Below are 25804 nucleotides of genomic sequence, written 5' to 3'. Positions count from 1 at the left end.
GGACGTTCCGTTCCGGTTTGAGCCGCGCGAAGGCGCGGCGTCAGGAGGCCTTGCCGCTGGCGGCGATCAGGTCGAGCAGCATCTGCGCGCGGTTGGAGAGGTTGCGCGGCGCCTCGGCGTCGTCGACGATCTGCTCGAACCATTCCTTGGCACGGGCGAAGTCGCCGGCCTTGTAGGCCGACAGGCCCAGCACCTCGCGCGCCGAATGGCGCATCGGGCTCGACGCGTTCGTCAGTTGCTCGGCCTCGGCGGCGACCTGCTCGTAGGTGCCGGTATCGACGAGGAGATAGGCCGCGCGCAGGCGGGCCGCATCGCGGATGGCCTGCGGCACCGAACCGTCATTGGCGATCGCCGAAAACGCGGTGACCGCACCGGCGACGTCGCCGCCCTCCGCCAGGAGCGAGGCGGAGCGCATGCGCGCCAGCACCGGATAGGCGCCGAAACCTTCCTGCTCGAGCGCGGCAAGCTGCTTCTGGCCCTCGTCCTTGTTGCCCTCGCGGATCTGCGTCAGCGCCGAGAGGAACTTGTCGCCGGCAGCCGACGCCTCGCGCTCGCGCCAGTATTCGTAGCCGACCTTGGCGATCGTGCCGAGGACGAAGAGGATCGCGACAGCGATGAGGATCCGGCCGAAGCGCCGCCAGAAGGCGCGCATCTGGTCGGAGCGAAGTTCCTCGTTCACTTCGCGGATAAAGCTGTCGTCCTGGTTTGCCATTATCGGTTCCGGCTTTCACTCGTAAGATTGTTTTTCGCGCTTCTACCCGATTTTTGGCGCGTTGTAAGGGGGCAGCGCGATTTCGCGCCGCCGCCGCAGGTTCAATCCGGAAAAACCGGTCAGATCATCGGCGCAACGCCGATCAGGAGTTCGTGCAGTTTCAGCACGATTGCCGCATAGAGCGCCACGCCGACGACGATGGCGATCACATCATAGCGAGCGGAAACGAAGACCGGCAGCTTCGTCTCGCCGGATGCGATCCGCTTCTTCAGCGAGATGCGGAGAACGACGGCCCAGGCGAGGATCGCCAGGAACAGCACCACCGAATAGCTCTCGCCATTGGCGAGCAGGTGCGCGAGCGCCCAGATCTTGATCGCCACGAGCAACGGGAACTTCAGCTTCGTGCGGATGTACCCCGCCGGCAGGAAGCCGGCGACCAGACAGATCGAGGCGATCAGCATCAGCGTCAGCGTGATGTGCGCCATGAACGCCGGCGGGAAGTAGAGCATGGTGCCGCCGTTCTGGCGCGCGTCGACGAAGCCGTAGACCATCATGACCGCGCTCAGGAGCGAAACGATGCCATGGATCGCCATGAAGGCCGGCTTGCCGAGACGGTCGATTGCGGCGGCACGAAGGCCGGGCGCAAACGGGCGAACGAGATGCGTCGCGATGAAGAGAACGATGCCCGCAACGAGTAAAGTCATGGAATTCCGCCTTTCGTCATGGAAATGCGGTCAGAGACCGTCACGCTGGGATAGCGCCGCCTTCGGCCAAATTCCAGTGCGATCACGGCTTTGCCGCAATCACAACCGATGAAGGCCCGTTGCAAATTGTCGCGGTGCCCATGTTTCGATCAAGTCTTTCAGCCGTCCTCGCCTTTTCCTTTGCCGGTTTTCCGGCCCTTGCGCAGTCGCCGCAGGATCCGGCGGACAAGGCGCCCGCGCAACTCGTCGTCGTCTCCTTCGACGGCGCTCATGACAACCGGCTGTGGACGCAGAGCCGCGAGATGGCGCGGCGCACCGGTGCGCACTTCACCTATTTCCTCTCCTGCACCTTCCTGATGACGAAGGAGAACCGCAAGAGCTACCAGGCCCCGCACCATCCGCGCGGCAAGTCGAATGTCGGCTTCGCGCCCGACAACAAGGACGTCGTCACGCGGCTCGAGCACATCTGGCAGGCCCGTGCCGAGGGACACGACATCGGCAGCCATGCCTGCGGCCATTTCGACGGTGCGAAATGGAGCACCGAGGAGTGGAAGCAGGAGTTCGACTTCTTCCGCAACACGCTGCGCGACGCCTGGCAGAACGCCGGCGTGCCCGAGCGCGAACCGGTGGAATGGCGGAATTTCGCTGAGAAGGACATCGCAGGCTTCCGGGCGCCCTATCTGTCGTCGGGTCCGGCGCTGACGCAGGCGCTGCGCGACTTCGGCTTCCGCTACGACGCGAGCCAGGTCTCCAAGGGGCCGGTGCTGCCGACCGAGAGCGACGGCTTCGTGCACTTTTCTCTGCCGCTGATCCCCGAAGGTCCCTCCGCCAGGCCGGTGATCGGCATGGACTACAACCTGTTCGTCCGCCACTCGCGCGGGATCGAGGACAAGAAGAACAGCGCCGTCTTCGAGGAGCGGACGCTCTCCGCCTTCCGCGCCGCCTTCGATGAGCAATATGCCGGCGACCGCATCCCGCTCCAGCTCGGCTTTCATTTCGTGGCGATGAACGGCGGCGCCTACTGGCGCGCGCTCGACCGTTTCCTCACCGAGGTCTGCAGCAAGCCCGGCGTCGCCTGCGTCAGCCAGCGCGAGGCGATGGACATCCTGGCCGAACGGACGAAGGCGGCCAGGGCCGCCTCCGAAACGCTCTGACGTCACACGCTTCTTGGCTTACTGCGCCATCTCCTCGACCCCGCCGGCAGCGATGAATTCCTCGTCGATCGACGGCAGCGGCCTGTCGTCCATCGCCGCCTCGAACGCCTTCAGGCGCTTGTAGATCGAGATCAGCTCGATGACGGTCGGCCAGGAGTTGACGAGGTACTGGAACGAGTTCGTGACCTGCGAGAACGCGCCCTGGATCTGCTGCATCAGGCCGAAGGTGATCGTGGCCGCGACGACCGAGGGGATCAGCAGGAAGAGCGAGAAGATGACGTCGGTCTGCAGGTAGAAGTAGCGGGCGACGTTGAAGTACATGTAGTGGAAATAGAGCCGGAAATAGTTCTTCCGGACGTTGTCGAACAGCTCACGCACCGTCGGCGGCTGGGCGCGATCGGCATGGTCCTCGCCATAGACGAGTTCCTTGCGGTAGGCCGCCTCCACGCGCTGGTTGCGGAATTCCAGCCCCGGCAGCTTCACGCCGACGACGGCCAGAAGGACGGTCCCGAAGATCGACCAGAAGATCGCCGCCGTCACCAGCGGATAGGGAATGGCGCCGACGATCGGCAGTTCCTTGATGCTCGCCGACAGCGCATGCAGCACCGGTAGGAACGCGATCAGCGTCATGAAGGAATCGACCAGGCGGATGCCGAGGCCCTCCACGGTGCTGGCAAAGCGCATCGTGTCTTCCTGGATACGCTGCGAGGCACCCTCGATCGTGCGGACCTTCGGCCAGACCGAGACATAGAAATTGTTCATCGCATTGCGCCAGCGGAAGACGTAGTGGCTGGTGAAGAAGGCGATGAGCACGCCGGTAACGATGGAAATCGAGGCAAGCTGGAAGAAGATGAAGGCGTAGCCGTAGAGCTCGTCGTAGCCGACGGTGTTCGGCGCCTTCAGCGCCTCGATGATGCGGTCATAGGTCGGCCGGCGCCAGTTGTTGACGGCGACGCTGATGTCGACGGAAAAATAGACCGTGAAGATGAGGAAGGCCGAGCCCCAGACAGACCACAGTCGCCACGGCTGGTTGGTGGCGCGCAGGTGCCAGAAGCCGCAGAAGATCGCCATCGACACGATGAAATAGAGGTAGAACCAGATCGAGGCGGTGGTGAAGAAATGGCCGAGCCCGATCGGCACTTCCTGCCCGGGGGCGAGAGGCGGCAGGCCCAGCGAAGCGCCGAGGCTCTCGCCGAAACTGTACCAGAACCCGACGACCACGAACGTCCAGATCAGGGCGGACAGGAAGAATTTTTTCGGCTCGGGGAAGAAGGAATGAAACAAGGCGATCGTCTCTCGTTGCGGGAACGGTTGCTCCGCTCCTGTTCGCGCGGAAACTAAAGCAGTTTCCGCACAGCAACAATCGCCGGGGCCGTGGATTACCGAGATTTAATCAAGTCGTGATCGTGGGCGGCAAGGGTCGCAAGTGCTGCGATCGCCAGCACGGCGGCCGCAAGCAGGCTCGGCAGGCCGTAGCCGCCCGAAAGGCCGGCGAGCCAGCCGGCAGCGAGCGGCCCGACGATCTGGCCGACTCCGAAGGCCGCCGTCATCATGGCGAGCGACCGGCGCGGGCTTTCCGGCGCCATGGTGCGGCCGAGCTGGAGGCCATAGGCGGTGACCACCATGAACGTCGCCCCCAGCAGAATCCCGCCGACGAGGACGGAGGCCGGCGCCGGCAGCACGACCGTGGCGGCGACGCCGAACGCTTCGAACACCAGCGCCGCGCGATAGACGCCGAGGATGCCGAGACGCCGGTCGAGCGCCTTCCAGGCAAAAAGCGACAGCGCTGCCGTCAGGCCGGTGAGAAACCAGGTCAACCCTTCGAGCAGCCGCCCGCCTCCGCCCTCGCGGGCCATCGCGACGATGAAGGTGGCGGTGACGACATAGCCGATGCCGAACAGTCCGTAGCTGAGCGTCAGCGCCAGAAGCGGCCGCCTCCAGACAAGCGGTGGCTCCGGCCGGGCCGGGCCGCCCCGTCCGCCACGCGGCAGAAAGGGTCCGATCGCGAAAAGGGCGAGCGCGGCAAAGGCAGCCGCGACGAACCAGTCCAGCCGCCAGCCCGGCAATCCTGCCGGATGCAGCGAGGCAAGCCAGAGCACCAGCAGGGACGACAGCGCGATCCCTGCCCCCACGCCGGAAAAAAAGATGACGGGAACACGCCGGTCGCCCGCCGCAAGCCCGTGCGACAGGACGATGGCCGCGGTGAAGACCATGCCGAGCGCGCTGGCAAGGCCCGCCAGGAAGCGGATGACGATGAAGGCGGGGATGCTGCCGGCAAGGCCCATGGCCGCAAGCAGCACCGCGTTCGCCGCCAGCGCCGCCAATGCCAGCGGGCGCTCGCGGCCGGCCGCCCAGCCATGGGCGGCCAGGACGGCGCCTGCGAGATAGCCGGCGAAATTGGCGGCGGCGATCAGGCCGCCCTGCGCCGGATCGAGGTGCAGGTCGGCCATCATCGCCGGCAGGACCGGCGTATAGAAGAACCGGCCGAAGCCCATCAGCGACGCAAGCGCCAGCCCGCCCGCGATCGCCACGACGACGGGATGAGGATGGAGCGGTTTGGAGACTTGCGGCATGCCGCCGTCCTATTGCAGCGCAACATGCTGCGTCAAACGACTAAAACTGATCGATCGACGATAATTTCTGAAGGCCGGCGGCGCGCCTCAGATCAGCCCCTCGCCCTTAGCCCGGCAGCGTCAGGATCAGCGGCCCGTTCCGCGTCGCCACCACGGTATGCTCGAACTGCACGGTCGGCGCGCGCGGATCGCTGTAGAGCGTCCAGTCGTCGTCGCCGTTCTCCGCCCAGTTGGCGCCGAGCGACAGGAACGGCTCGACGGTGAAGACGAGGCCGTCCGTCATCAGCCGCTTCTCGCGGCTGTCCGGCCAGGTCGCGATCTCGGAGGGCTCCTCGTGCAGCGAGCGGCCGACGCCGTGGCTGGCAAGGTTGGTGATCAGCGTATAGCGGTTCTTGCGGGCGAACGTGCCGATGGCGTTGCCGATCGCCGACAGCGGCTTGCCGGCCTTGACCTCCTTCAGCCCCACCCACATCGCCCGCTTGCCGTCGCGGCAGAGCCGGTCCACGTTCGCAGCGACGCGGCCGACCGTGAACGATGCGCCGGTATCGGCGAAAAAGCCGTCGAGTTCGGCGGAGACGTCGATGTTGACGAGGTCGCCCTCGGCGATGACGCGATCGCCGGGGATGCCGTGCGCGACTTCCTCGTTGACGCTGATGCAGGTGGCGCCGGGGAATTCGTAGCAGCTTTCCGGAGCCGAGCGGGCGCCGGCCTCCTCCAGCATCCGCCGGCCGATCAGGTCCAGCTCCGCCGTCGTCATGCCCGGGCGGATGGCCGCGCCCATGTGCTGCAGGACATTGCCGCACAGGCGGCCGATCGCCTGCATGCCGCGCAGGTCATCGTCGTTGTTAAGTGTCATCCTATCTCGCTTTCGAGGCGCTCCATATCACGGCGGAGCGGCGGAGACCATGCCTCAGGCCGGCGAAGTCCCCGCCGCGAGCGCCTCGCGCACCAGCGGCGCCACCTTCGTGCCGTAGAGCTCGATGCCGCGCATGATCTGCTCGTGCGGCATCAGGCCGATCGCCATCTGCAGCACGAAGCGGTCGTTGCGGAAGAGCCGGTGATGGGCGACGATCTTGGCTGCGACCGTTTCCGGATCGCCGAGGAACAGATGGCCCTCGGGTCCGGTCGCGAGATCGAACTGCGCCCGGCTCGTCGGTCCCCAGCCGCGCTCGGCACCGATCCGGTTCATCACCGCGGTCTGCGGCCCGAAGAACCGGTCGGCCGCCGCCTCGAACGTGTCGGCGATGAAGCCGTGCACGTTGATGCTGGTCTTCAGCTTTGCCGCGTCCTGCCCGGCGCGGCCCGCGGCCTCGCGGTAGAGATCGAACAGTGGCGCATAGCGCGCCGGCGTGCCGCCGATGATCGCCAGTGCCAGCGGCAGGCCATGCACCGCAGCCCGCACCACCGATTGCGGCGTGCCGCCGACGGCGATCCAGACCGGCAGCCGGCCCTGGACCGGCCGCGGATAGACGCCGAGCCCGGGAATCGGCGCCCGCGTCTCGCCACTCCAGGAAACCTTTTCGCTTTCGTTGATCGCCAGAAGCAGGTCGAGCTTTTCCTCGAACAGCTTGTCGTAGTCCTCCAGGTCGTAGCCGAACAGCGGGAAGGATTCGATGAAGGAACCGCGACCGGCCATGATCTCGGCGCGCCCGCCCGAGATCAGGTCGAGCGTCGCATACTGCTGGAAGACGCGCACCGGGTCGTCGGAAGAAAGCACGGTCACCGAGCTGGAAAGCCGGATCGACTTCGTCCGCGCCGCGGCCGCGGCAAGGATGACCGCCGGGGCGGACGCCGCATAGTCCGGGCGGTGGTGCTCGCCGATCCCGAACACGTCGAGGCCGACCCGGTCGGCCAGCTCGATTTCTTCCAGAAGCTCGCGCACGCGCCGCTCCCCTTCCCTGCCACGGTCTGCGGCAGCGGGATCGACATCGGCAAAGGTGTGAAGGCCAAGTTCCATCGGCATCTCTTCCGGTTGTTCGCGTCGTCGCGGACGATAGGGGGATGCGGCCTGCAAGCAAAGGCCGGAAAAAGGAAACAGAGCGTTTCGCAGGCCCGCTGGAGCCCGCGTTCGTCACTACCGGCGGTTCGTTGACCATGCGTGGCCGGTCATGCCAAGGGTCTGCCGAAACCGCCGGTCCTTCCGTCGCTCCAGGTCAATTCGTTGCGCATTATTTCGCTGTCCACAATTCCGCCGCGCTTTTCGACCCTCGGCCCGACGCTGCAAAGCCTCGTCGCCCAGAAGGCCGCAATCGACGAGATCCGCCTCCATATCCCCCTGCGCTACCGCCGCTTTCCGGGCTATGACGGCGCGCTGCCGGAGGTCCCGGACGGCGTGCGGATCGTGCGCCCGGACACCGATCTCGGCCCGGCTTCGAAGGTCCTGTTCGCGGCGAAGGAGCTTCGCGGCAAGCCGGCGCAGATCCTCTTTTGCGACGACGACAAGGTTTTCGCCCCCAGTTGGGCCGGCGACCTTCTCGCCGTTCAGGCGACCCGGCCCAGCGAATGCGTGGCCCTGACCGGCAAGAACATCGCCTCCCATCACGGCAAGCCGGGCCCCTTCCAGCCGAAGGCAGTGCGAACCGGCAAGCTCGACCCGTCGCTACGCGCGCGCCGGCTCGCCCACAGGTTCATGACGGCCGTGCTGCGCCAGGACGTGCCGCGCCCGATGCGCCGCCCGATCGCCAGGGCCGGCTATGTCGATATCCTCCAGGGGCTCGGCGGCGTCGTCGTGCGCCCCGATTTCTTCGATGACACCGCCTACGACATTCCCGATGTCGTCTGGACCGTGGACGACGTCTGGCTCTCCGGCCTGCTCGCATGGAAGGGCATCCCGATCTGGCTGCCCGCGGGCATCGAGGAACCGGTAACGACCGGTGCCCATGACATCGATTCCCTTTATCGCTCGACGATCGAGGGCATCACCCGCAAGGACGCCAACCGTAGCTCAATCGCCTACATGCAGGAGCGCTTCGGCATCTGGAAATAGGCCGTGCAGGGCTAGGCTGGGCACGGGTTCAGAACGCCCACGGGTCGAGCAGTTCAAGGTCCATGCCGGCAAAGTCGCGCAGGTTCCGCGTGACCAGAACGAAATTGCTTGCCGCCGCGGTCGCCCCGATCAATCCGTCGCGAAAAGGCCGTGGATCCGGCACGGAGAACCGCGCGCAGTGGAGTGCGACCGGATGGTCGACCGCAAGGATACGTCCGTCGAAGGCAGGCAGCACCGCCTCGTTCAGCCATCGGCGCAGGGCCGCACCCTGCCGCGCGTCCCGCCGTTCCATCTGCAGCACGCCGAGTTCCAGTTCGAGGATCGAAATGGCGGAGAGATAGAGCTGCGCCGGTGTCACCGTCTCCGACCAGCGCAGGACGGCCGGATCGGCACGTCCCGCCGCCTTCTTGCGCAGTTCGGATACGACATTGGTATCGAGCAGATACATCAGTCGAAATCCGCCGGGCGCAGGGCGGCGTCGCCGAGTTTCGGCGCGTCGAAATCGATGTCCTCGCCGCCGGGCATGGCCAGCAGATCGGCAATGGTTCCGCTGCGACGCGCCAACCGGTTATAGTCCTCGATCGACAGCAGGACGTGTGCCGCACGGCCGCGATCGGTGATGAAGACGGGACCGCGCTCCGCCGCCTTCTTCGCCCGGCCCGTATCCTGATTGAATTCGCGGCTCGTCATGCGCGCCATGCAGCACCTCCATATGTAGAAACATTACTACAAAGGTAGGCACGGTGCAATTCCAGCGTCGGTTCAGGGCGTGGTGCCGGCCGTAGCCTCGCAGGCCAGCCCGTCGAGGTGCTGGCGGATATGGGCGGCTTCCGCCGGCGTCGTGGCAAGTGCTATCGCGCGCTCGAAGGCGGCATGCGCCTCGCGATTGCGGCCGAGCTGCTTCAGGAGCCCGCCCCTCAGCCCGTGGAAGTAGAAATAGCCCGAAAGCCGGTCTTCGAGCGGTTCGATCAGGTCGAGCGCCGCCTGCGCGCCCTGCCGCCGGGACACGGCGACGGCCCGGTTCAGCGTGACGACCGGCGACGGCTGCAGCCGCTCGAGCGACTGGTAGAGCAGGTCGATCTCCTCCCAGTCGGTCTCCTCGGAACGTTTCGCCCGCGCATGCAGCGCGGCGATCGCCGCCTGGATCTGGTAGGGCCCCGGCGACCGGTGGCGAAGCGCCTTGTCGATCAGCGCCAGCGCCTCGCGGATCATGCGGCCGTCCCAGAGGCTGCGGTCCTGGTCCTCCAGGAGCACGATCTGGCCATCCGCGTCGAAGCGCGCGGCCTTGCGCGAATGCTGGAGCAAGAGCAGCGCCGTCAGCCCCATGATCTCGGGTTCGGAGGGAAACAGCCGCAGCAGCAATCGCGAAAGCCGGATCGCCTCTTCGCAGAACGGCGTGTCGGCACGCTGGTTTTCGCCGGCGGAATAGCCCTCGTTGAACACGAGGTAGACCATCGCCGCGACCGCGCCGAGCCGCTCCGCACGGGCGACCGCATCCGGTGCCTCGAACGGCAGGCCGGCCGCCGCGATCCTCGCCTTGGCGCGGGTGATCCGCTGCTCCATCGCCGCCTCCGAGACGAGGAAGGCGCGGGCGATCTGGCGGACCGAAAGCCCGGAGACGATGCGGAGCGCCAGCGCGATCTGCTGCGTCGCCGGCAGTTCGGGATGGCAGCAGACGAACAGGAGCCGCAGGATATCGTCGCGGTAGTGCGATCCGTCCAGCCGCTCGGCGAGATCCTCTTCGACATCCTCCAGGTCCGACAGCGTCTCCTCCGGCGGCAACGGCGCCTGCCGCGCGCGCTTGCGCAGGCTGTCGATGCCGCTGTTGCGGCCGACGAAGATCAGCCAGGCGACCGGGTCGCGCGACGGCCCCTTGTCGGGCCAGGTGCGCACGGCCCGGAGGCACGCCTCCTGGAAGGCCTCCTCCGCGAGGTCGAGGTCGCGGAAGTAGCGCAGCAGCGCCCCCATCGCCTGCGGGCGGGCGGAGGAAAGCGCAAGGTCGATCCAGGAAAGTTCGCTCACAATGGCTCCAGTGCTCCACCGGGTTTGAAGACGCGCAGCGGCCGGATCTCGTAGGCGCCGACGCCGGGATTGGCGACCGCCAGTTCCTTGGCGAAGGCGATCGCCGCGTCGAGCGTCTCCATGTCGACGACGAAAAATCCGAGGAACTGCTCCTTGGTCTCGGCGAAGGGACCGTCGACGACGAAACTCTCGCCCGGCGCCTTCCTGAGCGTGGTCGCGGCCGTCGTCGGCATCAACCGCGCGACCGGCCCGAGCCGTCCGGCGGCCGCATGTTTGCTCTCCACCGCGGCAAGGTCGGACATCACCTTGTCCTCCTCCTCCTTGCTCCACGCGGCGACCGCATCCTCGGAATTGTAGCAGAGAACGGCATACAGCATCGCTTCCTCCCATCGTTGCAATGACGTAGGAGTAGCGCCGTTCCCGACACAACGCATGAAAAATTGCGAACTGTTTCAATTTGCCGGGCCGGCGCCCGCGGTGGTGCGATCAGATCTTGAAGACCTCGTCCCGCCAGAACACAATCACATATCCGCCCGTCGGTTCCGCCTTTGAAGCCCAGGCGCGCAATTGCGTGCCGTATGGCTCGCGCCGCCAGATGTCCTGAAAATCAGGGTCGACCAGAACCGTGATCTGCGGGCCCTGCCTGTAGATCATCATGTGCGAGCGCGACGGCTCCCACTCGGCGCCGAGATTTCCATCGGTCATCCACCGGCAAAGAAAGTCCCGGCAGACCGAAGGGCGGTTTTCATAGTCCGAGCAGCCCTCTCCTTCGATGCAGTGCCGGCACCAGCTATTGGCCGGTTTCTCGAGCAGATCGATGTCAGGCAGTCGGCAACAGAGCGTGCAGGTCCCGCATGACCGACCTGCGACGGCGTTTGAAGAAAGGTGCATATCCGGGCAATAGCATCCGGAAGCGCCGAACAGAAGACCGGTTTGTTCGAGGTAGCTCGCCGCCGGCCGCGAACCCGATGACGGGTGAGCCGGCCCCTGTTGCGGATGCGTAGGATTTCCGCCGCTACCCCGCGCTCAGCGTCCGCCGCACCGCGTCCTTCCAGCCGGCGATCTTTTCGGCGCGGGTCTCCGCGTCCATCTGCGGCTCGAAGCGGCGGTCGCGGGCCCAGGAGCGGGCGATGCCGTCCCGGTCGGGCCAGACGCCGGCGCGATGGCCGGCGAGCCAGGCCGCCCCCAGCGCCGTCGTCTCCAGGATCGTCGGCCGGTCGACCGGCGCGTCGAGAATGTCGGCGAGCCGCTGCATGGTCCAGTCCGAAGCGACCATGCCGCCATCGACGCGCAGCACCGTGTCGCGCGCGCCATCCGCCCAGTCGCCACGCATGGCGTCGAGAAGGTCGCGGGTCTGGAAGCAGACGGCCTCCAGTGCTGCGCGTGCAAATTCCGCCGGCCCCGTTCCCCGCGTCATGCCGTAGATCGCCGCCCGCGCGTCCGGGTCCCAGTGTGGCGCCCCCAGGCCGGTGAAGGCGGGCACCAGATAGACATGCTGGGTCGGGTCCGCCTTGTCCGCAAGCGCGCCTGCCTCCGACGCCGCGCCGATGATCTTCAGCCCGTCGCGCAGCCATTGGACGGCCGCTCCCGCAATGAAGATGGAGCCTTCCAGCGCATAGGTCGTCTCGCCCTCGAGGCGATAGGCGATCGTCGTCAGCAGCCGGTTCTTCGAGCGCACCATGTCCGAACCGGTGTTCAGGAGCGCGAAGCAGCCCGTGCCGTAGGTCGATTTCATCATGCCGGGCTCGAAACAGGCCTGGCCTATGGTCGCCGCCTGCTGATCGCCGGCGACGCCGAGGATCGGCACTTCGGCGCCGAGATGTTCGCGCAGGGTGACGCCGAAATCGGCCGCGCAATCGAAGACCTCGGGCAGCATTGCCCGCGGAACCCCCAGGAGTGAAAGCAGTTCGTCGTCCCAGGCATTGGCGGCGATGTCGTACATCAGCGTCCGGCTGGCATTGGTCGCATCGGTGGCGAACGAACGCCCGCCGGTCAGGCGCCAGATCAGGAACGTATCGATGGTGCCGAAGCAGAGCTCGCCGCGTTCGGCGCGCGCCCGCGCGCCTTCGACATTGTCGAGCAGCCAGGCAAGCTTGGTGCCGGAGAAATAGGGATCGAGCAGCAGGCCGGTCTTGCCGGTGAAGAGCGCTTCCAGCCCCTGCCGCTTCAGGTCCTCGCAGCGTTCCGCCGTCCGCCGGTCCTGCCAGACGATGGCGTTGTGGATCGGCCGGCCGCTGTCGCGGTCCCAGACGACGACGGTCTCGCGCTGGTTGGTGATGCCGATGCCCGAAAGCTGCGATGCGTCGATGCCCGCCTGCTCGAGCGCGACGCGGGCCGACCAGATCACGCTCTCCCAGATCTCCTCGGGATTGTGCTCGACCCAGCCCGAACGGGGAAAGACCTGCGGGAACTCGCGCTGGCCGACGCCCGCGACCCGCTGGTCATCGTCGAAGACGATCGCCCGGCTCGAGGTCGTGCCCTGGTCGATTGCGAGTATGAAGCCGCCCATGAAACCCTCCCGTCCTGTCCGGCCGCTCCCAACGGCATTCGGAATCTTCAATACGACATGAAAACGAATGTCAAAGGAAAATAAAACGCAAGCTGCGGCGCACAATCTCTGCGCTGCGCCGCCCCAAATGCCGATTGCAACGGCCCGTCTCTTGCGCGTAGGCTGGCCGCGAAGCGGCGCACCGGAGGCTCTGTTCGCCGCGAGAACAGGGAGAAGCGTGAAATGAAGACAGCCGTCGTCACCGGCTCCACCAGCGGCATCGGCCTTGCGATCGCCACGGCTTTCGCCCGGACCGGCGCCAATGTCGTCCTCAACGGGCTCGGCGGCGCGGCCGAGGTGGAGGAGATCACGCAGCGGCTTTCCGGCCTCGGCGGCGGCAAGGTGACCTATCATCCCGCCGACATGACGCGGCCCGCGGAGATCGCCGACATGATCGCGACCGCGACCGCCACCTTCGGCAGCGTCGACATTCTCGTCAACAATGCCGGCATCCAGCATGTCGAGAAGATCGAGGACTTCCCGGTCGACAAGTGGGACCAGATCATCGCCATCAACCTGTCGAGCTCCTTCCACACGATCCGCGCGGCGATCCCCGGAATGAAGGCGAAGGGCTGGGGCCGCATCATCAACGTCGCCTCCGCCCACGGCCTCGTCGCCTCGCCCTTCAAGTCGGCCTATGTGGCGGCGAAACATGGTATCATGGGCCTGACCAAGGCCGTGGCGCTGGAGGTCGCCGACCAGGGCATCACCGTCAACGCCATCTGCCCGGGCTACGTGCTGACGCCGCTGGTGGAAAAGCAGATCCCCGACACGGCGCGCGCCCGCGGCATCACCGAGGCGCAGGTGAAATCGGACGTCATGCTGAAGTTCCAGCCGACCAAGGAGTTCGTCAGCGTCGAGGAGGTGGCCGAGACGGCCATCTTCCTGGCCGGCGATGCCGCCCGCTCCATCACCGGGACGCACATCTCCATCGACGGCGGCTGGACCGCGCAATAGCAGGCCGAGGCAAGGCGCATGCAAGAGACCGACCGCATCCGTTTCATCCTGAACGACGAGGAGATCGCCCTCGACGACGTGCCTGCAACCGGCACGCTGCTCGACTGGCTGCGCCTGCGCCGGCGGCTGACCGGCACCAAGGAAGGCTGCGCCGAGGGCGACTGCGGCGCCTGCACCGTCCTCGTCGGCCGGCTCCTCGGCGGCGATCTCGTCTACGAGAGCGTGAACGCCTGCATCCGCCTGCTCGGCTCGATGAACGCCACCCACGTCGTCACCGTCGAGCATCTTGCGGGCGCAGACGGGACGCTGCATCCGGTACAGCAGGCCCTCGTCGACCACCACGGCTCGCAGTGCGGCTTCTGCACGCCGGGCTTCGTCATGTCGCTCTACGGGCTCTGGCTGGCCAGCGACCGGCCGGGCCGGCCGGAGATCGAACGGGCGCTGCAGGGCAATCTCTGTCGCTGCACCGGCTACGAGCCGATCGTGGCCGCCGCCGAAGCCGTCGCTTCCAGCAGGCCGAGCACCGTTTTCGACCCGATCGAGCGCACGCGCGCGGCGGTGAAGGAAAGGCTGGCAGCGCTCGCACCACATGAGACGATCCATCTCGGCCGGACCGGAAACCGCGTGGTCGTCCCGGCCTCCGCCGAAGCCCTGGGGGAGGTGCTCGCGGCCGAGCCGAAGGCGACCGTGGTCGCGGGCTCCACCGATGTCGGGCTGTGGGTGACCAAGCAGATGCGCGAACTCGACCCCGTCGTCTTCATCAATCATCTATCGGAACTGCAGGCGATAGAGAGCAAACCGGAAGGCCTGACGATCGGCGCCGGCGTCACCTATGCGCAGGCCTGCGAAGCCCTCTGCGACCTCGTGCCCGGCCTGCGCCCGCTGATCGAGCGCATCGGCGGCGCGCAGGTGCGCAACATGGGCACGATCGGCGGCAACATCGCCAACGGCTCGCCGATCGGCGATACGCCGCCGCCGCTGATCGCGCTCGGCACGCGCCTGACCTTGCGTTCGACCGCCGGCCGTCGCGAACTGCCGCTCGAGGACTACTTCATCGCCTATGGCAAGCAGGACCGCCGGCCCGGCGAATTCGTCGAAAGCCTGTTCGTGCCCGCCCCGGAAGCAGACGACCGCTTCGCCGTCTACAAGATTTCCAAGCGCCGTGACGAGGATATCTCGGCGCTGTGCGGCGCCTTCCGCCTGTCGCTGGATACAGCCGGCACAGTCTCGGACGCCCGCATCTGTTTCGGCGGCATGGCCGCCACCCCGAAGCGCGCAAGCCATGCCGAGGCGGCCCTCATGGGACGGCCATGGACGGAAGCGGCTGCACAGGCCGCGGCAGCCGAACTGGAAAAGGACTACGCCCCCCTCACCGACTGGCGCGCCACCGCCGCCTACCGGATGCTCGCGGCTAGGAACCTGCTGACGCGGTTCTACCTGGAGACAACGGGCGAGACGGCGCAACTGCGGCGGTTCGAGGAGGTGGCGTGATGGACAAGTCCGCCTTCGAGGAACGCAAGACGATTTCGGCGCCGATGCACGCGCCGCTGCGCCATGACAGCGCCCACAAGCACGTCGCCGGCAGCGCCGATTACATCGACGACATGCCCGAGCCCGAGGGCACGCTGCATGCCGCACTCGGCATGAGCGACCGGGCGCATGCCGAGATCCTCTCCATGGATCTTTCCGCCGTCCGCACCGCGCCAGGCGTCGTCTGGGTGATGACCGGCGTCGACGTGCCGGGCCATAACGACATCAGCCCGACCGGCCGCCACGATGAACCGGTGCTAGCCGAAGGCCGGGTCGAGTTCCACGGCCAGCCGGTCTTTGCCGTGATCGCGACCACCCGCGAGGCGGCGCGCAGGGCGGCGCGTCTGGCGAAGTTCGAGTACCGTGACCTGCCGCACTTCACCGACGTGACCGACACGCTGGCAAACGGCGCCGCCCTCGTCACCGATCCGCTGACGCTCTCGCGCGGCGATGCCACAGCGGCCCTTGCCGCCTCGCCGCGTCGGATCGCCGGCGAGATGCGCGTCGGCGGCCAGGACCATTTCTATCTGGAAGGCCACATCGCGCTCGCCATCCCCGGCGAAGACGACGAGGTCACCGTCTGGTCCTCCACCCAGCACCCGAGCGAGGTGCAGCACATGGTCGGCCATGCGCTGGGCGTCCCCTCCAATGCGGTGACCGTGCAGGTGCGCCGCATGGGCGGCGGCTTCGGCGGCAAGGAGACGCAGTCGAACCAGTTCGCCGCGATCGCCGCGATCGCCGCGAAGAAACTGAAGCGCGCAGTGAAATTCCGCCCCGACCGCGACGAGGACATGACGGCGACCGGCAAGCGCCACGATTTCCTCGTCACCTACGAGGCCGGTTTCGACGACGAAGGCCGCATCCGGGCGGTCAGCGCCAACTACGCCGCCCGCTGCGGCTTCTCCTCCGACCTCTCGGGCCCCGTGACCGACCGTGCCCTGTTCCACGCCGACAACGCCTATTTCTTCCCCGACGTGAAGCTGACCTCGCAACCGCTGAAGACCCACACCGTCTCCAACACCGCCTTTCGCGGCTTCGGCGGGCCGCAGGGCATGGTCGGCGGCGAGCGCATCATCGAGGAGATCGCCTATGCGCTGGGCCGGGACCCGCTGGAGATCCGGAAGGCAAACTTCTACGGCGACAAGGGCTCCGACCGCGTGCTGACGCCCTATCACCAGCCGGTCGAGGACAACATCACAGCCCGCATCGTCGAGGAACTGGAGCGGTCGTCAGACTATCAGGCCCGCCGCAGCGCCATCCTCGATTTCAACGCGAAAAGCCGCGTCATCCGCAAGGGCATCGCGCTGACGCCGGTGAAGTTCGGCATCTCCTTCACCGCCACCTGGTACAATCAGGCCGGTGCCCTCGTGCATGTCTACCAGGACGGCTCGATCCACCTGAACCACGGCGGCACCGAGATGGGCCAGGGCCTGTTCACCAAGGTGGCGCAGGTCCTGGCGGACGCCTTCCAGGTCGATGTCGCCAGCGTGAAGATCACCGCGACGACGACGGCGAAGGTGCCGAACACATCTGCCACCGCCGCCTCCTCCGGCTCCGATCTCAACGGCATGGCCGCATACGACGCCGCCCGCCAGATCAAGGAGCGGCTGGTGGCCTTCGCAGCGGAAAAATGGGCCGTGGCACCGGACGAAATCGCCTTCGTGCCGCATCACGTCCGCATCGGCGAGACACTGGTCCCCTTCCCCGATTTCATCAAGCAGGCCTACATGGCCCGCGTCCAGCTTTCCGCCGCCGGCTTCTACAAGACGCCGAAGATCCATTGGGACCGGGCGAAGGGGATGGGCTCGCCCTTCTACTATTTCGCCTATGGCGCCGCCGTCTCCGAAGTCTCGATCGACACCCTGACCGGCGAGTACCAGGTCGACCGCGTCGACATCCTCCACGACGTCGGCCGCTCGCTGAACCCGGCGATCGACAAGGGCCAGGTCGAGGGCGCCTTCGTGCAGGGCATGGGCTGGCTGACCACGGAGGAACTGTGGTGGGACGACAAGGGCCGGCTGCGCACGCATGCGCCCTCCACCTACAAGATCCCCCTCGCCTCCGACCGCCCGAAGATCTTCAACGTGCGTCTGGCCGAATGGTCGGAAAACGCCGAGCCGACGATCGGCCGCTCCAAGGCCGTCGGCGAACCGCCCTTCATGCTGGCGATCTCGGTGCTGGAGGCGCTGTCGATGGCGGTAGCGAGCGTCGCCGGGTACAGGCACTGCCCGAAGCTGGATGCGCCGGCGACGCCGGAGCGGGTGCTGATGGCGGTGGAGCGGTTGCGGGGGATGTGAGGGGGCGCCGCCCCCGCGTGCCCTCGCCGCCGTCGACCGAAGAGCAGTCCGAAAGGTGGCGGCTCCGCAGACGCCCTCTTCTCCCCTCGGGGAGAAGTGCCAAACGGCAGCAAGGCGATGAGGGGGTTTCCCGCAACCTCGGCGCCTGCCGCATCCCCCTCATCCGGCCCTTCGGGCCACCTTCTCCCCGGTGGGGAGAAGAGGAAGAGCGGGGCAACGTATCACCCCTCCTCAAGGGGAGTTTAGCCGTTCGCTCAATGCCCCTCGTCGCGATACCGACCGCGACCATCCATGAACCCCAGGTCGCGCTTCAGGTGATCGGGCAAATCGTCGAGGTCGAGTCGCGACGCGCGCCGCGACAACGGCGGCAGCAGGGCTTCGACGATCGACCGGACCCACCAGTCGAAGGGGGCCCGCAGAGAGCGCTGACCGGTCGAAGACGGGCGGACAGGAACGGGAAAGGCCATAACGACACCTCATGGGTGGTTGTTGAACTTGCTTGCATTGTGGGACCCGAAGCGCTGTAATTCCAATCGAACCTCCGGCTGCATGCATCAAGAGAGCTTATCCATGAAGATGGCCCGCCAGTTCCCGCTGAATGCGATGCGCGTGTTCGATGCGGTCGCGCGCCAGGGCAGCTTCACCAAGGCGGGCGAGGAACTGGGCATGACACAGACGGCCGTCAGCTACCAGATCAAGCTTCTGGAGGACCTGCTCGGCGAGCCGCTGTTCCTGCGCCGCCCGCGCCAGATCGTCCTGACCGAAATCGGCCAGCGGCTGGCGCCGAAGGTGGCGGACGCCTTCTCCATCCTGCAGGAGGCCTTCGCCTCGGTGCTCGAGGATGCCGAGGGCACGCTGGTGATCTCGTCCACCTACACGATGGCGTCGAGGTGGCTCGCGCCGCATCTCGGCTCCTTCCACCTGCAGAACCCGACGGTGGCCGTGCGCCTGCTGACGGACCAGCATCTGGTCGATTTCTCCCGCGAGGCTGTCGACGTTGTGATTCGCTATGGCGACGGCAACTGGCCGGGGCTCGCCTGCCACCGGATGATGGAACTGACCTTCACGCCGATGCTGAGCCCCAGGCTTGCCGAAAGCGTCGGCGGCATCGACAGGCCCGAGGACCTTTTGAAGCTGCCGATCTTCGATCCCACCGATCCCTGGTGGGCGCAGTGGTTCGCCGAGGCGGGCGTATCCGGCGTCGATCTCGGCGATCGCCCGCACACCTATCTCGGCACGCAGACGCTGGAGGCCGACACGGTGATGGGCGGACATGGCGTTGCCATGCTCAACCCGGAATTCTACGCCATCGACGTGGCGCTCGGCCGTCTCTACCGGCCCTTCGACATCGCCTGCAGCGACGGCAAGGCCTACTGGCTGGCCTATCCTGAAAGCCGGCGCAACGTGCCGAAGATCCGGCTGTTCCGCAACTGGCTGAAGTCCGAGGTGCCGACCTTCGTCGACTGAATCGCTGGGCGATCGGACGACGGCGCCGCAATGCAGCGGTGGGAACTGCACGCGATCCCCTTCCCTCCCTTGCGATTTTTTCGCAAGCTGCGACGAAGACGAGATGAGGGGTCCTGCATGTACGAATACGCCATCGCCTGGGAGTGGATCGCCTTTGCCGTGCGCTGGCTGCATGTCGTCACGGCAATCGCCTGGATCGGCTCCTCCTTCTATTTCATCGCCCTCGATCTCGGTCTGGTGCAACGGCCGCATCTGCCGCCCGGCGCCTATGGCGAGGAATGGCAGGTGCATGGCGGCGGCTTCTACCACATCCAGAAATACCTGGTGGCGCCCGCCACCATGCCCGAGCACCTGACCTGGTTCAAATGGGAGAGCTACGCCACCTGGCTCTCCGGCTTCGCCATGCTCTGTCTGGTCTACTATGGCGGCGCCGAGCTTTTCCTGATCGACCGCCAGGTGCTCGACGTCTCGGCCACATCAGCCATCCTCATTTCGCTGGCCTCGCTGGGACTCGGCTGGATCCTCTACGACCTGCTCTGCAAGTCGCCGCTCGGGAAGAACACCTGGGGCCTGATGATCCTGCTCTATGTCCTGCTCGTAGCGATGGCCTGGGGCTACACACAGGTCTTCACCGGCCGCGCCGCCTTCCTGCATCTCGGCGCGTTCACCGCCACCATCATGTCGGCCAACGTCTTCTTCATCATCATCCCCAACCAGAAGATCGTCGTCGCCGACCTGATCGCCGGGCGCACGCCGGATCCGAAATACGGCGTCATCGCCAAGCAGCGCTCGCTGCACAACAACTACCTGACGCTGCCCGTCATCTTCTTCATGCTGTCGAACCACTATCCGCTGGCCTTCGCGACGGCCTTCAACTGGATCATCGCAGCCCTCGTCTTCCTGATGGGCGTCACCATCCGCCACTGGTTCAACACCACGCATGCGAGGAAGGGCCGGCCGACCTGGACCTGGCTCGCCACCACGATCCTGTTCATCCTGATCATCTGGCTTTCGACCGTTCCCAAGGTTTTGACCGGCGAGACGGCGGAGGCAGCGCCCGCGCCGGTGTTCCAGAAGTTCGCCGCCGACGCCCATTTCCCCGCCGCCCGCGACGTCGTCATCAGCCGGTGCAGCATGTGCCACGCCGCCGAGCCCGTGTGGGAGGGCCTGCACGCCGCACCGAAGGACGTGGTGCTCGACAGCGACACAGCGATCGCAAGGCACGCCCGCGAAATCTATTTGCAGGCGGGCCGCAGCCATGCCATGCCTCCCGGAAACCTCACCGACGTGACGCCGGACGAGCGGCAACTGCTGACCGCTTGGTACGAAAGCGCGGTTTCGCAAGGAGACGCACGATGACGGCAACGCTTCTGCGCGGGCGCCTGCTCGGCTTCGTCCGCCGGCCGGACGGCATCGACGACAGGGACGCCTATCGCTACGAGGACGACGGCGGCCTCCTGATCGAGGACGGCCGCATCGCCGCCGTCGGTCCCTATGCGGAGGTGCGCGCCGCAGCGCCGGCGGATGCGGACGAGATCGACCACCGGCCCTGCCTGATCATGCCGGGCTTCATTGATACCCACGTGCATTTCCCGCAGATGCAGGTGATCGGCGCCTATGCCGCAAACCTGCTGGAATGGCTGAACACCCACACCTTTCCCGAGGAATGCCGCTTCGTCGAGCCGGAGCATTCGGCCAGGATCGCCCGCCATTTCTATGACGAGATGATCCGCCACGGCACGACGACCGCGGTCGCCTACTGCTCGGTGCACAAGGCCTCCGCCGACGCCTATTTCGCCGAGGCACTGAAGCGCGGTATGTGCATGATCGGCGGCAAGGTGATGATGGACCGCAACGCCCCGCAGGGCCTGCTCGACACGCCGCAGATGGGCTATGACGAGACCCGCGCGGTGATCGCGGAATGGCACGGCAAGGGCCGCAACCACGTCGCCATCACCCCGCGCTTCGCCATCACCTCGACGCCGGCGCAGATGGAGATGACGGCGGCGCTCGCCCGCGAATTCCCCGACCTGCATATCCAGACGCACCTGTCCGAGAACGACGAGGAGATCCGCTTCACCGCCGAACTCTATCCGGACGCGATCGACTATACCGACGTCTACGCGCACTACGGCCTGCTCGGGCCCAAGAGCCTGTTCGGCCACTGCATCCACCTCTCCGATCGCGAGGCGGATGCGATGAGCGAGGCCGGCGCGGTCGCCGTCCACTGCCCGACGTCCAACCTCTTCCTCGGCTCCGGCCTGTTTCCGCTGAAGGCGCTGTCGCGACGGGAAAAGCCGGTGCGGATCGGCCTTGCCACCGATGTCGGCGGCGGCACCAGCTATTCGATGCTGAAGACGCTGGACGAGACCTACAAGATCCAGCAGTTGCTGGGCGAGCGGCTGAACCCGTTCGAAAGCTTCTACCACATGACGCTCGGCAACGCGCAAGCCGTGTCGCTGGCCGACAGGATCGGCACGCTCGATGCCGGCACCGACGCCGACCTCGTCGTCCTCGATGCCGCAGCCACTCCGGCCATGGCGCTGCGGATGGAGGTCGTCCGCTCGCTCGCCGACGAACTCTTCCTGCTGCAGACCCTCGGCGACGACCGCGCGGTGCGCGAGACCTATGTGGCCGGAAAGGCGATGAAGGCGGCTCTGTAGTTCCGGCAGAAAGCAGGCAGATTCACCACCGAAGCCGAAAATTTAGCCCATCCCTCTGCCGAAGCGCCCGGTATTGGACACTCTCTCTCAAACGATGTGCCAGCATCGCTCCTGATCGAACCGGCGCTGCCATGGGAGCGGCCGGACGAAGAAGGAGGCATCGCGTTGAGCTTCATCCCCAAGACGATGGCGGCGGTACGACTGGTGGGGCATGGCGGCCTCGACAAGCTGGTCTACAGCCGCGAAGTGCCTGTTCCCGTACCCGCGGACGGGGAGGTGCTGATCAAGGTGACCGCCTGCGGCATGAACAACACGGATGTCTGGGTTCGCGAAGGCGCCTATGGCACCGAAGACGACCCGCAGGCAGTGTCCACCTGGCGTCGGCAGGGCAACACGCTGACCTTTCCCCGTATCCAGGGAACCGACACCGTCGGTCATATCGTGGCCGTCGGCGCCGGCGTCGATCCGTTGCGCGTCGGCCAGCGCGTCATGGTGGATTTCTCGATCTACAACCGCGACGACGACAGCCTCGCCGACATCGACTACATGGGCCACGGCCGCGACGGCGGCTATGCCGAATACCAGGCGCTGCCGGCCGAGAACGCCCACGCGGTCGAGACCGACCTGACCGACATCGAACTCGCCACCTTCTGCTGCGCCTATCTGACCGGCGAGCGTATGCTCGAAAGGGCCAGGCTCGCCGCCGGTGAACTCGTCCTCGTCACCGGTGCCTCGGGCGGCGTGGGTTCGGCCATCGTCCAGCTTGCGCGCGCCCGCGGCGCCATCCCCATTGCGGTCACCGCACCGGGCAAGGAGGCGGCGTTGCGCGAGATCGGAGCCGAGGCGATCGTCACCCGAGGCGCGGGCGATTTCGTTGCGGCGGTCGATAGGGCCGCAGGGGGACGACCGATCGACGTGGTGGCCGATCTCGTGGCCGGCCCGATGTTCAACGATCTCCTGAAGGTCCTCCGCCCCGAGGGCCGCTACACCACGGCCGGCGCAATCGGCGGCCCGGTCGTCCAACTCGACCTCAGGACCTTGTATCTGAAACAGTTGGAGATGCACGGCTCCAGCCAGGGCAGTCGCGCCGATTTCCGCCGTCTGGTCGGCTATATCGAGGATCGGAAGATCCGCCCGCTGGTCGGCGGGGTCTATCCGCTTTCGGAATTCCACCGTGCGCAGACCGATTTCATGGCGAAGGCATTCGTCGGCAAGCTCGTGGTGACGCCGGACGGAGCCTGACGCATTCGAAAACGAGAGCAATTCCAGCAAAAGTGGGAACCGGTTCTGCGTCTGGAATTGCGTAAAACCAAGAAGATAGAGCATTGCCGGCGAGTCAATAATCGCCGGCAGTGCTCTAACTCCCCCGGTAGGTCGAATACCCATAGGCCGAGAGCAGCAGCGGCACGTGGTAGTGGCTCGACGGATCGGCGATGCCGAAGCGCAGGGGGATGACGTCGAGGAAGGCGGGATCGGGCAAGTCCGCCCCGGTGCCCCGCAGGTAGTCGCCGGCATGGAACACCAGTTCGTAGGTTCCGGCCATGAAGCCCACGCCCTCGACCAGCGGGGCGTCGACACGCCCGTCGGCATTCGTCTTCACCGTGGTGATCCACTGCCGGTCGCCCTGCTCCAGCCAGAAGAGGTCGATCGTCAGGCCCGCGGCCGGTTTTCCCAGCGCGGTGTCGAGCACATGCGTCGTCAGTCGTCCGGGCCTGGTCATGGGCGCAACTCCGCCTGCTCGATGATGAAGGGTTCGTCGTAGAAGAATTCCTCGAGATTGTCGCCGGAACCGCTCCGGTCGACGACGAGGAAGTCGCTGGTCGCCCCGACCGTCATCAGCGGGTGATGCCAGACGTTGCGGCGATAGTTGACGCCCTGCCGGCCGCCGGCGAGGAAGACCTGCGGCAGGCCGGGACGGCCGCCCGCGTCCTCGGCGACGATCACAAGCCAGGGCCGGTCGTCGATCGGCGAGAAACTCTGGCTGCCGAAGGGATGGCGCTCCATCATCGTGACGGCATAGGGAAAGGCACGCGGGCTGCCGCGGAAGATGTTGATGACGACGCGCGCCTCCGGCCCTGTCGCCTCGGCCTCCGCCAGCGCATGATAGCGCTCGGTATTGCCGCCGTTGATCAGCCGCATGGCTGCGGGATCGGCCTCGATGACGCTGCCGAAGGGCGCGAACGCCGCCTTCGTCAGCGGCCGGATGCGGAGGACGGCCGGCCCGCCGCCGGTCTCGCGCGGGTCAGGCATCGCCGTCTCCCGGCAGGAGCGCGCCGAGCCGCAACAGCGCGATCCGCTCCACCTGCGCCTTCGCCGTCTCGAACTCCTGTTCCCGGCTGTTTTCGATGCGCGTCTCGAAGGCGGAAAGGATATCGTCCTTCGTCAGCCCCTTGACGGCGATGATGAAGGGAAAGCCGAATTTCTCCACATAGGCCGCATTCAGCGCGGTGAAGCGCGCATGTTCCGCAGCACTCAGCCGGTCGAGGCCGGCACCGGCCTGCTCCTTGCGGCTGTCCTCGGTCAGCTCGCCGGCGATCGCCAGTCGGCCGGCGAGATCCGGATGGGCCCGCAGCACGCCGAGCTGTTCCTCGGCGGAGGCCGTGCGGAATTGCGCCGCCATCGCCGCGTGCAGGCCGTCGGCCGTCCGCGGCACCTCGTTGCCACAGGCGTCATAGGCGCGCTCGGCGATGAAGGGCGAGTGCTCGAAGACCCCGCCGAAGCGGGCGATGAAATCCGCGCGCGTCACGGCTGGGCCCCCTTCGGCTTGTGATGTTCGTGCCAGTGGCGGGCGATGTCGATGCGGCGCGGCACCCAGACCTTGTCGTGCGACAGCACGTAGTCGACGAAGCGGGCAAGGGCCGCCGCCCGGCCCGGGCGGCCGACGAGCCGGCAGTGCAGCCCGACGTTCAGCATCTTCGCGCTGCCCTCCTTGCCCTCTTCATACAGCACGTCGAAGGCGTCCTTCAGATAGGTGAAGAACTGGTCGCCGGAATTGAAGCCCTGCGGCGTGGCAAACCGCATGTCGTTCGTCTCGAGCGTATAGGGAATGATCAGGAACGGCGCGCCGTCGATGCCCTTCACCCAGAACGGCAGGTCGTCGGCATAGCTGTCGGAGGAGTAGACGAAGCCGCCCTCCTCCATCACCAGCCGCAGCGTGTTCGCCGACGGCTTGCCCTGGTACATACCGAGCGGGTGCGATCCCGTCAGTTCGGTATGCAGCCGCACGGCATCGCGGATGTGCTGGCGTTCGACCTCCTCGGAAAAATCCTTGTACTCCAGCCAGCGGTAGCCATGGCTGGCGATCTCCCAGTTCGCCTCCTTCATGGCCGCGACCGCTTCCGGGTTTCGCGCCATCGCCAGCGTCACGCCATAGACGGTGACCGGCACCTTGCGGCTGGTGAACAGACGCCACAGCCGCCAGAAGCCGGCACGCGAACCGTATTCGTAGATCGATTCCATGTTGAGGTTGCGCTGGCCCGGCCAAGCCTGGGCGCCGACGATCTCCGACAACAGGTTCTCGGATGCCGGATCGCCGTCGAGCACGCAACTCTCGCCGCCCTCCTCGTAGTTGACGACGAACTGCACGGCGATGCGCGCATCCCCCGGCCATAGCGGGTCGGGCGGCGTGCGGCCATAGCCGACGAGGTCGCGCGGATAGGGCTTTTCAGACATGGTTCCACCTTGAGACTTTTCGGCGACGGTAGCATCCGCGGCAGGAAAGTCGAGGCGGAAAGCGGCCTGTCCACGATGTCGGCGATGGAACAAGAGCGCGACCGGCGCGTTGATTTTTCGGAAAACCAGAAAGGGAGAACATGATGATTGCTCAGGATGCGAACATCAAGGAAACCGAAGCCCTGATCGCCAGCGACAAGGTCGAAGGCACCGCCGTCTACGGCGCCGACGGCAAGCACATCGGCTCGATCGAACGGCTGATCCTCGACAAGCGCAGCGGCCACGTCTCGTATGCCGTGCTCAGCTTCGGCGGCTTCCTTGGCATCGGCCACGACCACTATCCGCTGCCCTGGGGCAAGCTGAACTATGACGAAAGCCTCAGCGGCTATCGCATCGACGTGACCAAGGAACAGGTCGAGGCCGCACCGCACTACGAGAGCGACGCGGAATACGAATGGGATCGCCGCAACGGCAAGCTGATCCACGACTACTACGGCGTTCCGCCCTACTGGATGTGAC

At 66.4% G+C, this 25804-nt stretch carries 27 protein-coding genes; 10 read left to right on the top strand and 17 right to left on the bottom strand.

Annotated elements, in window-relative coordinates; all coding sequences use genetic code 11:
- Positions 1–40: 40 nt before the first annotated feature.
- Together LQK81_RS19570 and LQK81_RS19565 are read right to left on the bottom strand one after the other, a co-directional pair.
- Positions 41–712 (bottom strand): tetratricopeptide repeat protein, encoded by a 672-nt coding sequence (locus LQK81_RS19570; RefSeq protein WP_230808064.1) that lies wholly within the window; start codon positions 710–712, stop codon positions 41–43.
- Positions 713–831: 119 nt separating this feature from the next.
- Positions 832–1416, bottom strand: coding sequence for an NnrU family protein (locus LQK81_RS19565; protein ID WP_230808063.1), 585 nt, complete (start codon positions 1414–1416; stop codon positions 832–834).
- Between the two features lie 140 nt (positions 1417–1556).
- Between LQK81_RS19565 and LQK81_RS19560 the strand changes: the two genes are divergently transcribed.
- Positions 1557–2570 (top strand): polysaccharide deacetylase, encoded by a 1014-nt coding sequence (locus LQK81_RS19560; RefSeq protein WP_230808062.1) that lies wholly within the window; start codon positions 1557–1559, stop codon positions 2568–2570.
- 18 nt (positions 2571–2588) lie between these two features.
- Here the strand turns inward: LQK81_RS19560 and sbmA are convergent, their stop codons facing one another.
- The 4 genes from sbmA to LQK81_RS19540 form a co-directional block, all read right to left on the bottom strand.
- The gene (gene sbmA / locus LQK81_RS19555; RefSeq protein ID WP_230808061.1) at positions 2589–3854 is read right to left on the bottom strand and encodes a peptide antibiotic transporter SbmA; all 1266 of its coding nucleotides are present in this window, start codon (positions 3852–3854) and stop codon (positions 2589–2591) included.
- Positions 3855–3949: 95 nt separating this feature from the next.
- Entirely contained in the window at positions 3950–5143 is a 1194-nt protein-coding gene (locus tag LQK81_RS19550; protein WP_230808060.1) for a YbfB/YjiJ family MFS transporter, read from the bottom strand.
- 106 nt (positions 5144–5249) lie between these two features.
- A complete protein-coding gene (gene map, locus LQK81_RS19545) occupies positions 5250–5999 on the bottom strand; it encodes a type I methionyl aminopeptidase (RefSeq protein WP_230808059.1) in 750 nt (249 codons plus the stop codon).
- A 54-nt stretch (positions 6000–6053) separates the two neighbouring features.
- Entirely contained in the window at positions 6054–7100 is a 1047-nt protein-coding gene (locus LQK81_RS19540; RefSeq protein ID WP_230808058.1) for an Atu2307/SP_0267 family LLM class monooxygenase, read from the bottom strand.
- A gap of 204 nt (positions 7101–7304) precedes the next feature.
- Here LQK81_RS19540 and LQK81_RS19535 point away from each other — a divergent pair, with 204 nt between their 5' ends.
- Positions 7305–8129, top strand: a complete 825-nt coding sequence (locus tag LQK81_RS19535) for a glycosyltransferase family 2 protein (protein ID WP_230808057.1) — start codon at positions 7305–7307, stop codon at positions 8127–8129.
- Positions 8130–8157: 28 nt separating this feature from the next.
- Here LQK81_RS19535 and LQK81_RS19530 read toward each other — a convergent pair whose 3' ends face one another.
- From LQK81_RS19530 to glpK, 6 genes are all read right to left on the bottom strand, one after another.
- On the bottom strand, positions 8158–8577 hold the full coding sequence (locus tag LQK81_RS19530; RefSeq protein WP_318530143.1) for a type II toxin-antitoxin system VapC family toxin: 420 nt from the start codon (positions 8575–8577) through the stop codon (positions 8158–8160).
- Positions 8577–8828, bottom strand: coding sequence for a type II toxin-antitoxin system Phd/YefM family antitoxin (locus LQK81_RS19525; protein ID WP_230808056.1), 252 nt, complete (start codon positions 8826–8828; stop codon positions 8577–8579). The genes LQK81_RS19530 and LQK81_RS19525 overlap by 1 nt, the downstream gene beginning before the upstream one ends.
- A 63-nt stretch (positions 8829–8891) precedes the next feature.
- Positions 8892–10151: an RNA polymerase sigma factor gene (locus tag LQK81_RS19520; protein WP_230808055.1), complete on the bottom strand. Its 1260-nt coding sequence runs from the start codon at positions 10149–10151 to the stop codon at positions 8892–8894.
- Complete coding sequence (locus tag LQK81_RS19515; RefSeq protein ID WP_230808054.1) at positions 10148–10528, bottom strand: YciI family protein; 381 nt, start codon at positions 10526–10528, stop codon at positions 10148–10150. The genes LQK81_RS19520 and LQK81_RS19515 overlap by 4 nt, the downstream gene beginning before the upstream one ends.
- A gap of 109 nt (positions 10529–10637) precedes the next feature.
- Positions 10638–10856, bottom strand: a complete 219-nt coding sequence (locus LQK81_RS19510; protein ID WP_230808053.1) for a hypothetical protein — start codon at positions 10854–10856, stop codon at positions 10638–10640.
- Between the two features lie 310 nt (positions 10857–11166).
- Complete coding sequence (glpK, locus tag LQK81_RS19505) at positions 11167–12660, bottom strand: glycerol kinase GlpK (protein ID WP_230808052.1); 1494 nt, start codon at positions 12658–12660, stop codon at positions 11167–11169.
- A 222-nt stretch (positions 12661–12882) separates the two neighbouring features.
- On the opposite strand from glpK, the gene LQK81_RS19500 reads away from it, so the two are divergent.
- The 3 genes from LQK81_RS19500 to xdhB are packed head-to-tail and all read left to right on the top strand — an operon-like array spanning position 12883 to position 17483.
- Positions 12883–13656 (top strand): 3-hydroxybutyrate dehydrogenase, encoded by a 774-nt coding sequence (locus LQK81_RS19500; RefSeq protein WP_230808051.1) that lies wholly within the window; start codon positions 12883–12885, stop codon positions 13654–13656.
- A gap of 18 nt (positions 13657–13674) precedes the next feature.
- Positions 13675–15147, top strand: coding sequence for a xanthine dehydrogenase small subunit (gene xdhA / locus LQK81_RS19495; protein ID WP_230808050.1), 1473 nt, complete (start codon positions 13675–13677; stop codon positions 15145–15147).
- Positions 15147–17483 (top strand): xanthine dehydrogenase molybdopterin binding subunit, encoded by a 2337-nt coding sequence (xdhB, locus tag LQK81_RS19490; RefSeq protein WP_230808049.1) that lies wholly within the window; start codon positions 15147–15149, stop codon positions 17481–17483. Before xdhA ends, xdhB begins: the two co-directional genes overlap by 1 nt.
- A 254-nt stretch (positions 17484–17737) precedes the next feature.
- On the opposite strand, the gene LQK81_RS19485 is transcribed toward xdhB, so the two are convergent.
- The gene (locus tag LQK81_RS19485; protein WP_230808048.1) at positions 17738–17950 is read right to left on the bottom strand and encodes a hypothetical protein; all 213 of its coding nucleotides are present in this window, start codon (positions 17948–17950) and stop codon (positions 17738–17740) included.
- A gap of 103 nt (positions 17951–18053) precedes the next feature.
- On the opposite strand from LQK81_RS19485, the gene LQK81_RS19480 reads away from it, so the two are divergent.
- The 4 genes from LQK81_RS19480 (at position 18054) to LQK81_RS19465 (ending at position 22855) form a co-directional block, all read left to right on the top strand.
- On the top strand, positions 18054–18950 hold the full coding sequence (locus tag LQK81_RS19480; RefSeq protein ID WP_230808047.1) for a LysR substrate-binding domain-containing protein: 897 nt from the start codon (positions 18054–18056) through the stop codon (positions 18948–18950).
- Between the two features lie 117 nt (positions 18951–19067).
- Positions 19068–20309, top strand: a complete 1242-nt coding sequence (gene puuD / locus LQK81_RS19475; RefSeq protein ID WP_230808046.1) for a urate hydroxylase PuuD — start codon at positions 19068–19070, stop codon at positions 20307–20309.
- Positions 20306–21613 carry a guanine deaminase gene (guaD, locus tag LQK81_RS19470; RefSeq protein WP_230808045.1) on the top strand — a complete coding sequence of 436 codons (1308 nt, stop codon included), beginning with the start codon at positions 20306–20308 and terminating at the stop codon, positions 21611–21613. The genes puuD and guaD overlap by 4 nt, the downstream gene beginning before the upstream one ends.
- Before the next feature lie 186 nt (positions 21614–21799).
- Positions 21800–22855 (top strand): alcohol dehydrogenase family protein, encoded by a 1056-nt coding sequence (locus tag LQK81_RS19465; protein WP_230808217.1) that lies wholly within the window; start codon positions 21800–21802, stop codon positions 22853–22855.
- Positions 22856–22970: 115 nt separating this feature from the next.
- Here the strand turns inward: LQK81_RS19465 and uraH are convergent, their stop codons facing one another.
- From uraH to puuE, 4 genes are read right to left on the bottom strand one after another with little or no spacing between them, the layout of a single operon-like run.
- Complete coding sequence (gene uraH, locus LQK81_RS19460; protein WP_230808044.1) at positions 22971–23333, bottom strand: hydroxyisourate hydrolase; 363 nt, start codon at positions 23331–23333, stop codon at positions 22971–22973.
- Positions 23330–23863 (bottom strand): ureidoglycolate lyase, encoded by a 534-nt coding sequence (locus LQK81_RS19455; RefSeq protein ID WP_230808043.1) that lies wholly within the window; start codon positions 23861–23863, stop codon positions 23330–23332. Before LQK81_RS19455 ends, uraH begins: the two co-directional genes overlap by 4 nt.
- Positions 23856–24359: a 2-oxo-4-hydroxy-4-carboxy-5-ureidoimidazoline decarboxylase gene (gene uraD, locus LQK81_RS19450; protein WP_230808042.1), complete on the bottom strand. Its 504-nt coding sequence runs from the start codon at positions 24357–24359 to the stop codon at positions 23856–23858. Before uraD ends, LQK81_RS19455 begins: the two co-directional genes overlap by 8 nt.
- Positions 24356–25285: an allantoinase PuuE gene (gene puuE, locus LQK81_RS19445; protein ID WP_230808041.1), complete on the bottom strand. Its 930-nt coding sequence runs from the start codon at positions 25283–25285 to the stop codon at positions 24356–24358. The genes uraD and puuE overlap by 4 nt, the downstream gene beginning before the upstream one ends.
- Before the next feature lie 140 nt (positions 25286–25425).
- Between puuE and LQK81_RS19440 the strand changes: the two genes are divergently transcribed.
- Complete coding sequence (locus LQK81_RS19440) at positions 25426–25803, top strand: PRC-barrel domain-containing protein (RefSeq protein ID WP_230808040.1); 378 nt, start codon at positions 25426–25428, stop codon at positions 25801–25803.
- The last annotated feature ends 1 nt before the right edge of the window (position 25804 follow it).

This window comes from Rhizobium sp. GN54 (genome assembly GCF_021026345.1).
GTDB lineage: Bacteria > Pseudomonadota > Alphaproteobacteria > Rhizobiales > Rhizobiaceae > Mycoplana.
The sequence above is the reverse complement of the archived record's forward strand: the minus strand, read 5'-3'. Positions and strand labels throughout refer to the sequence as shown.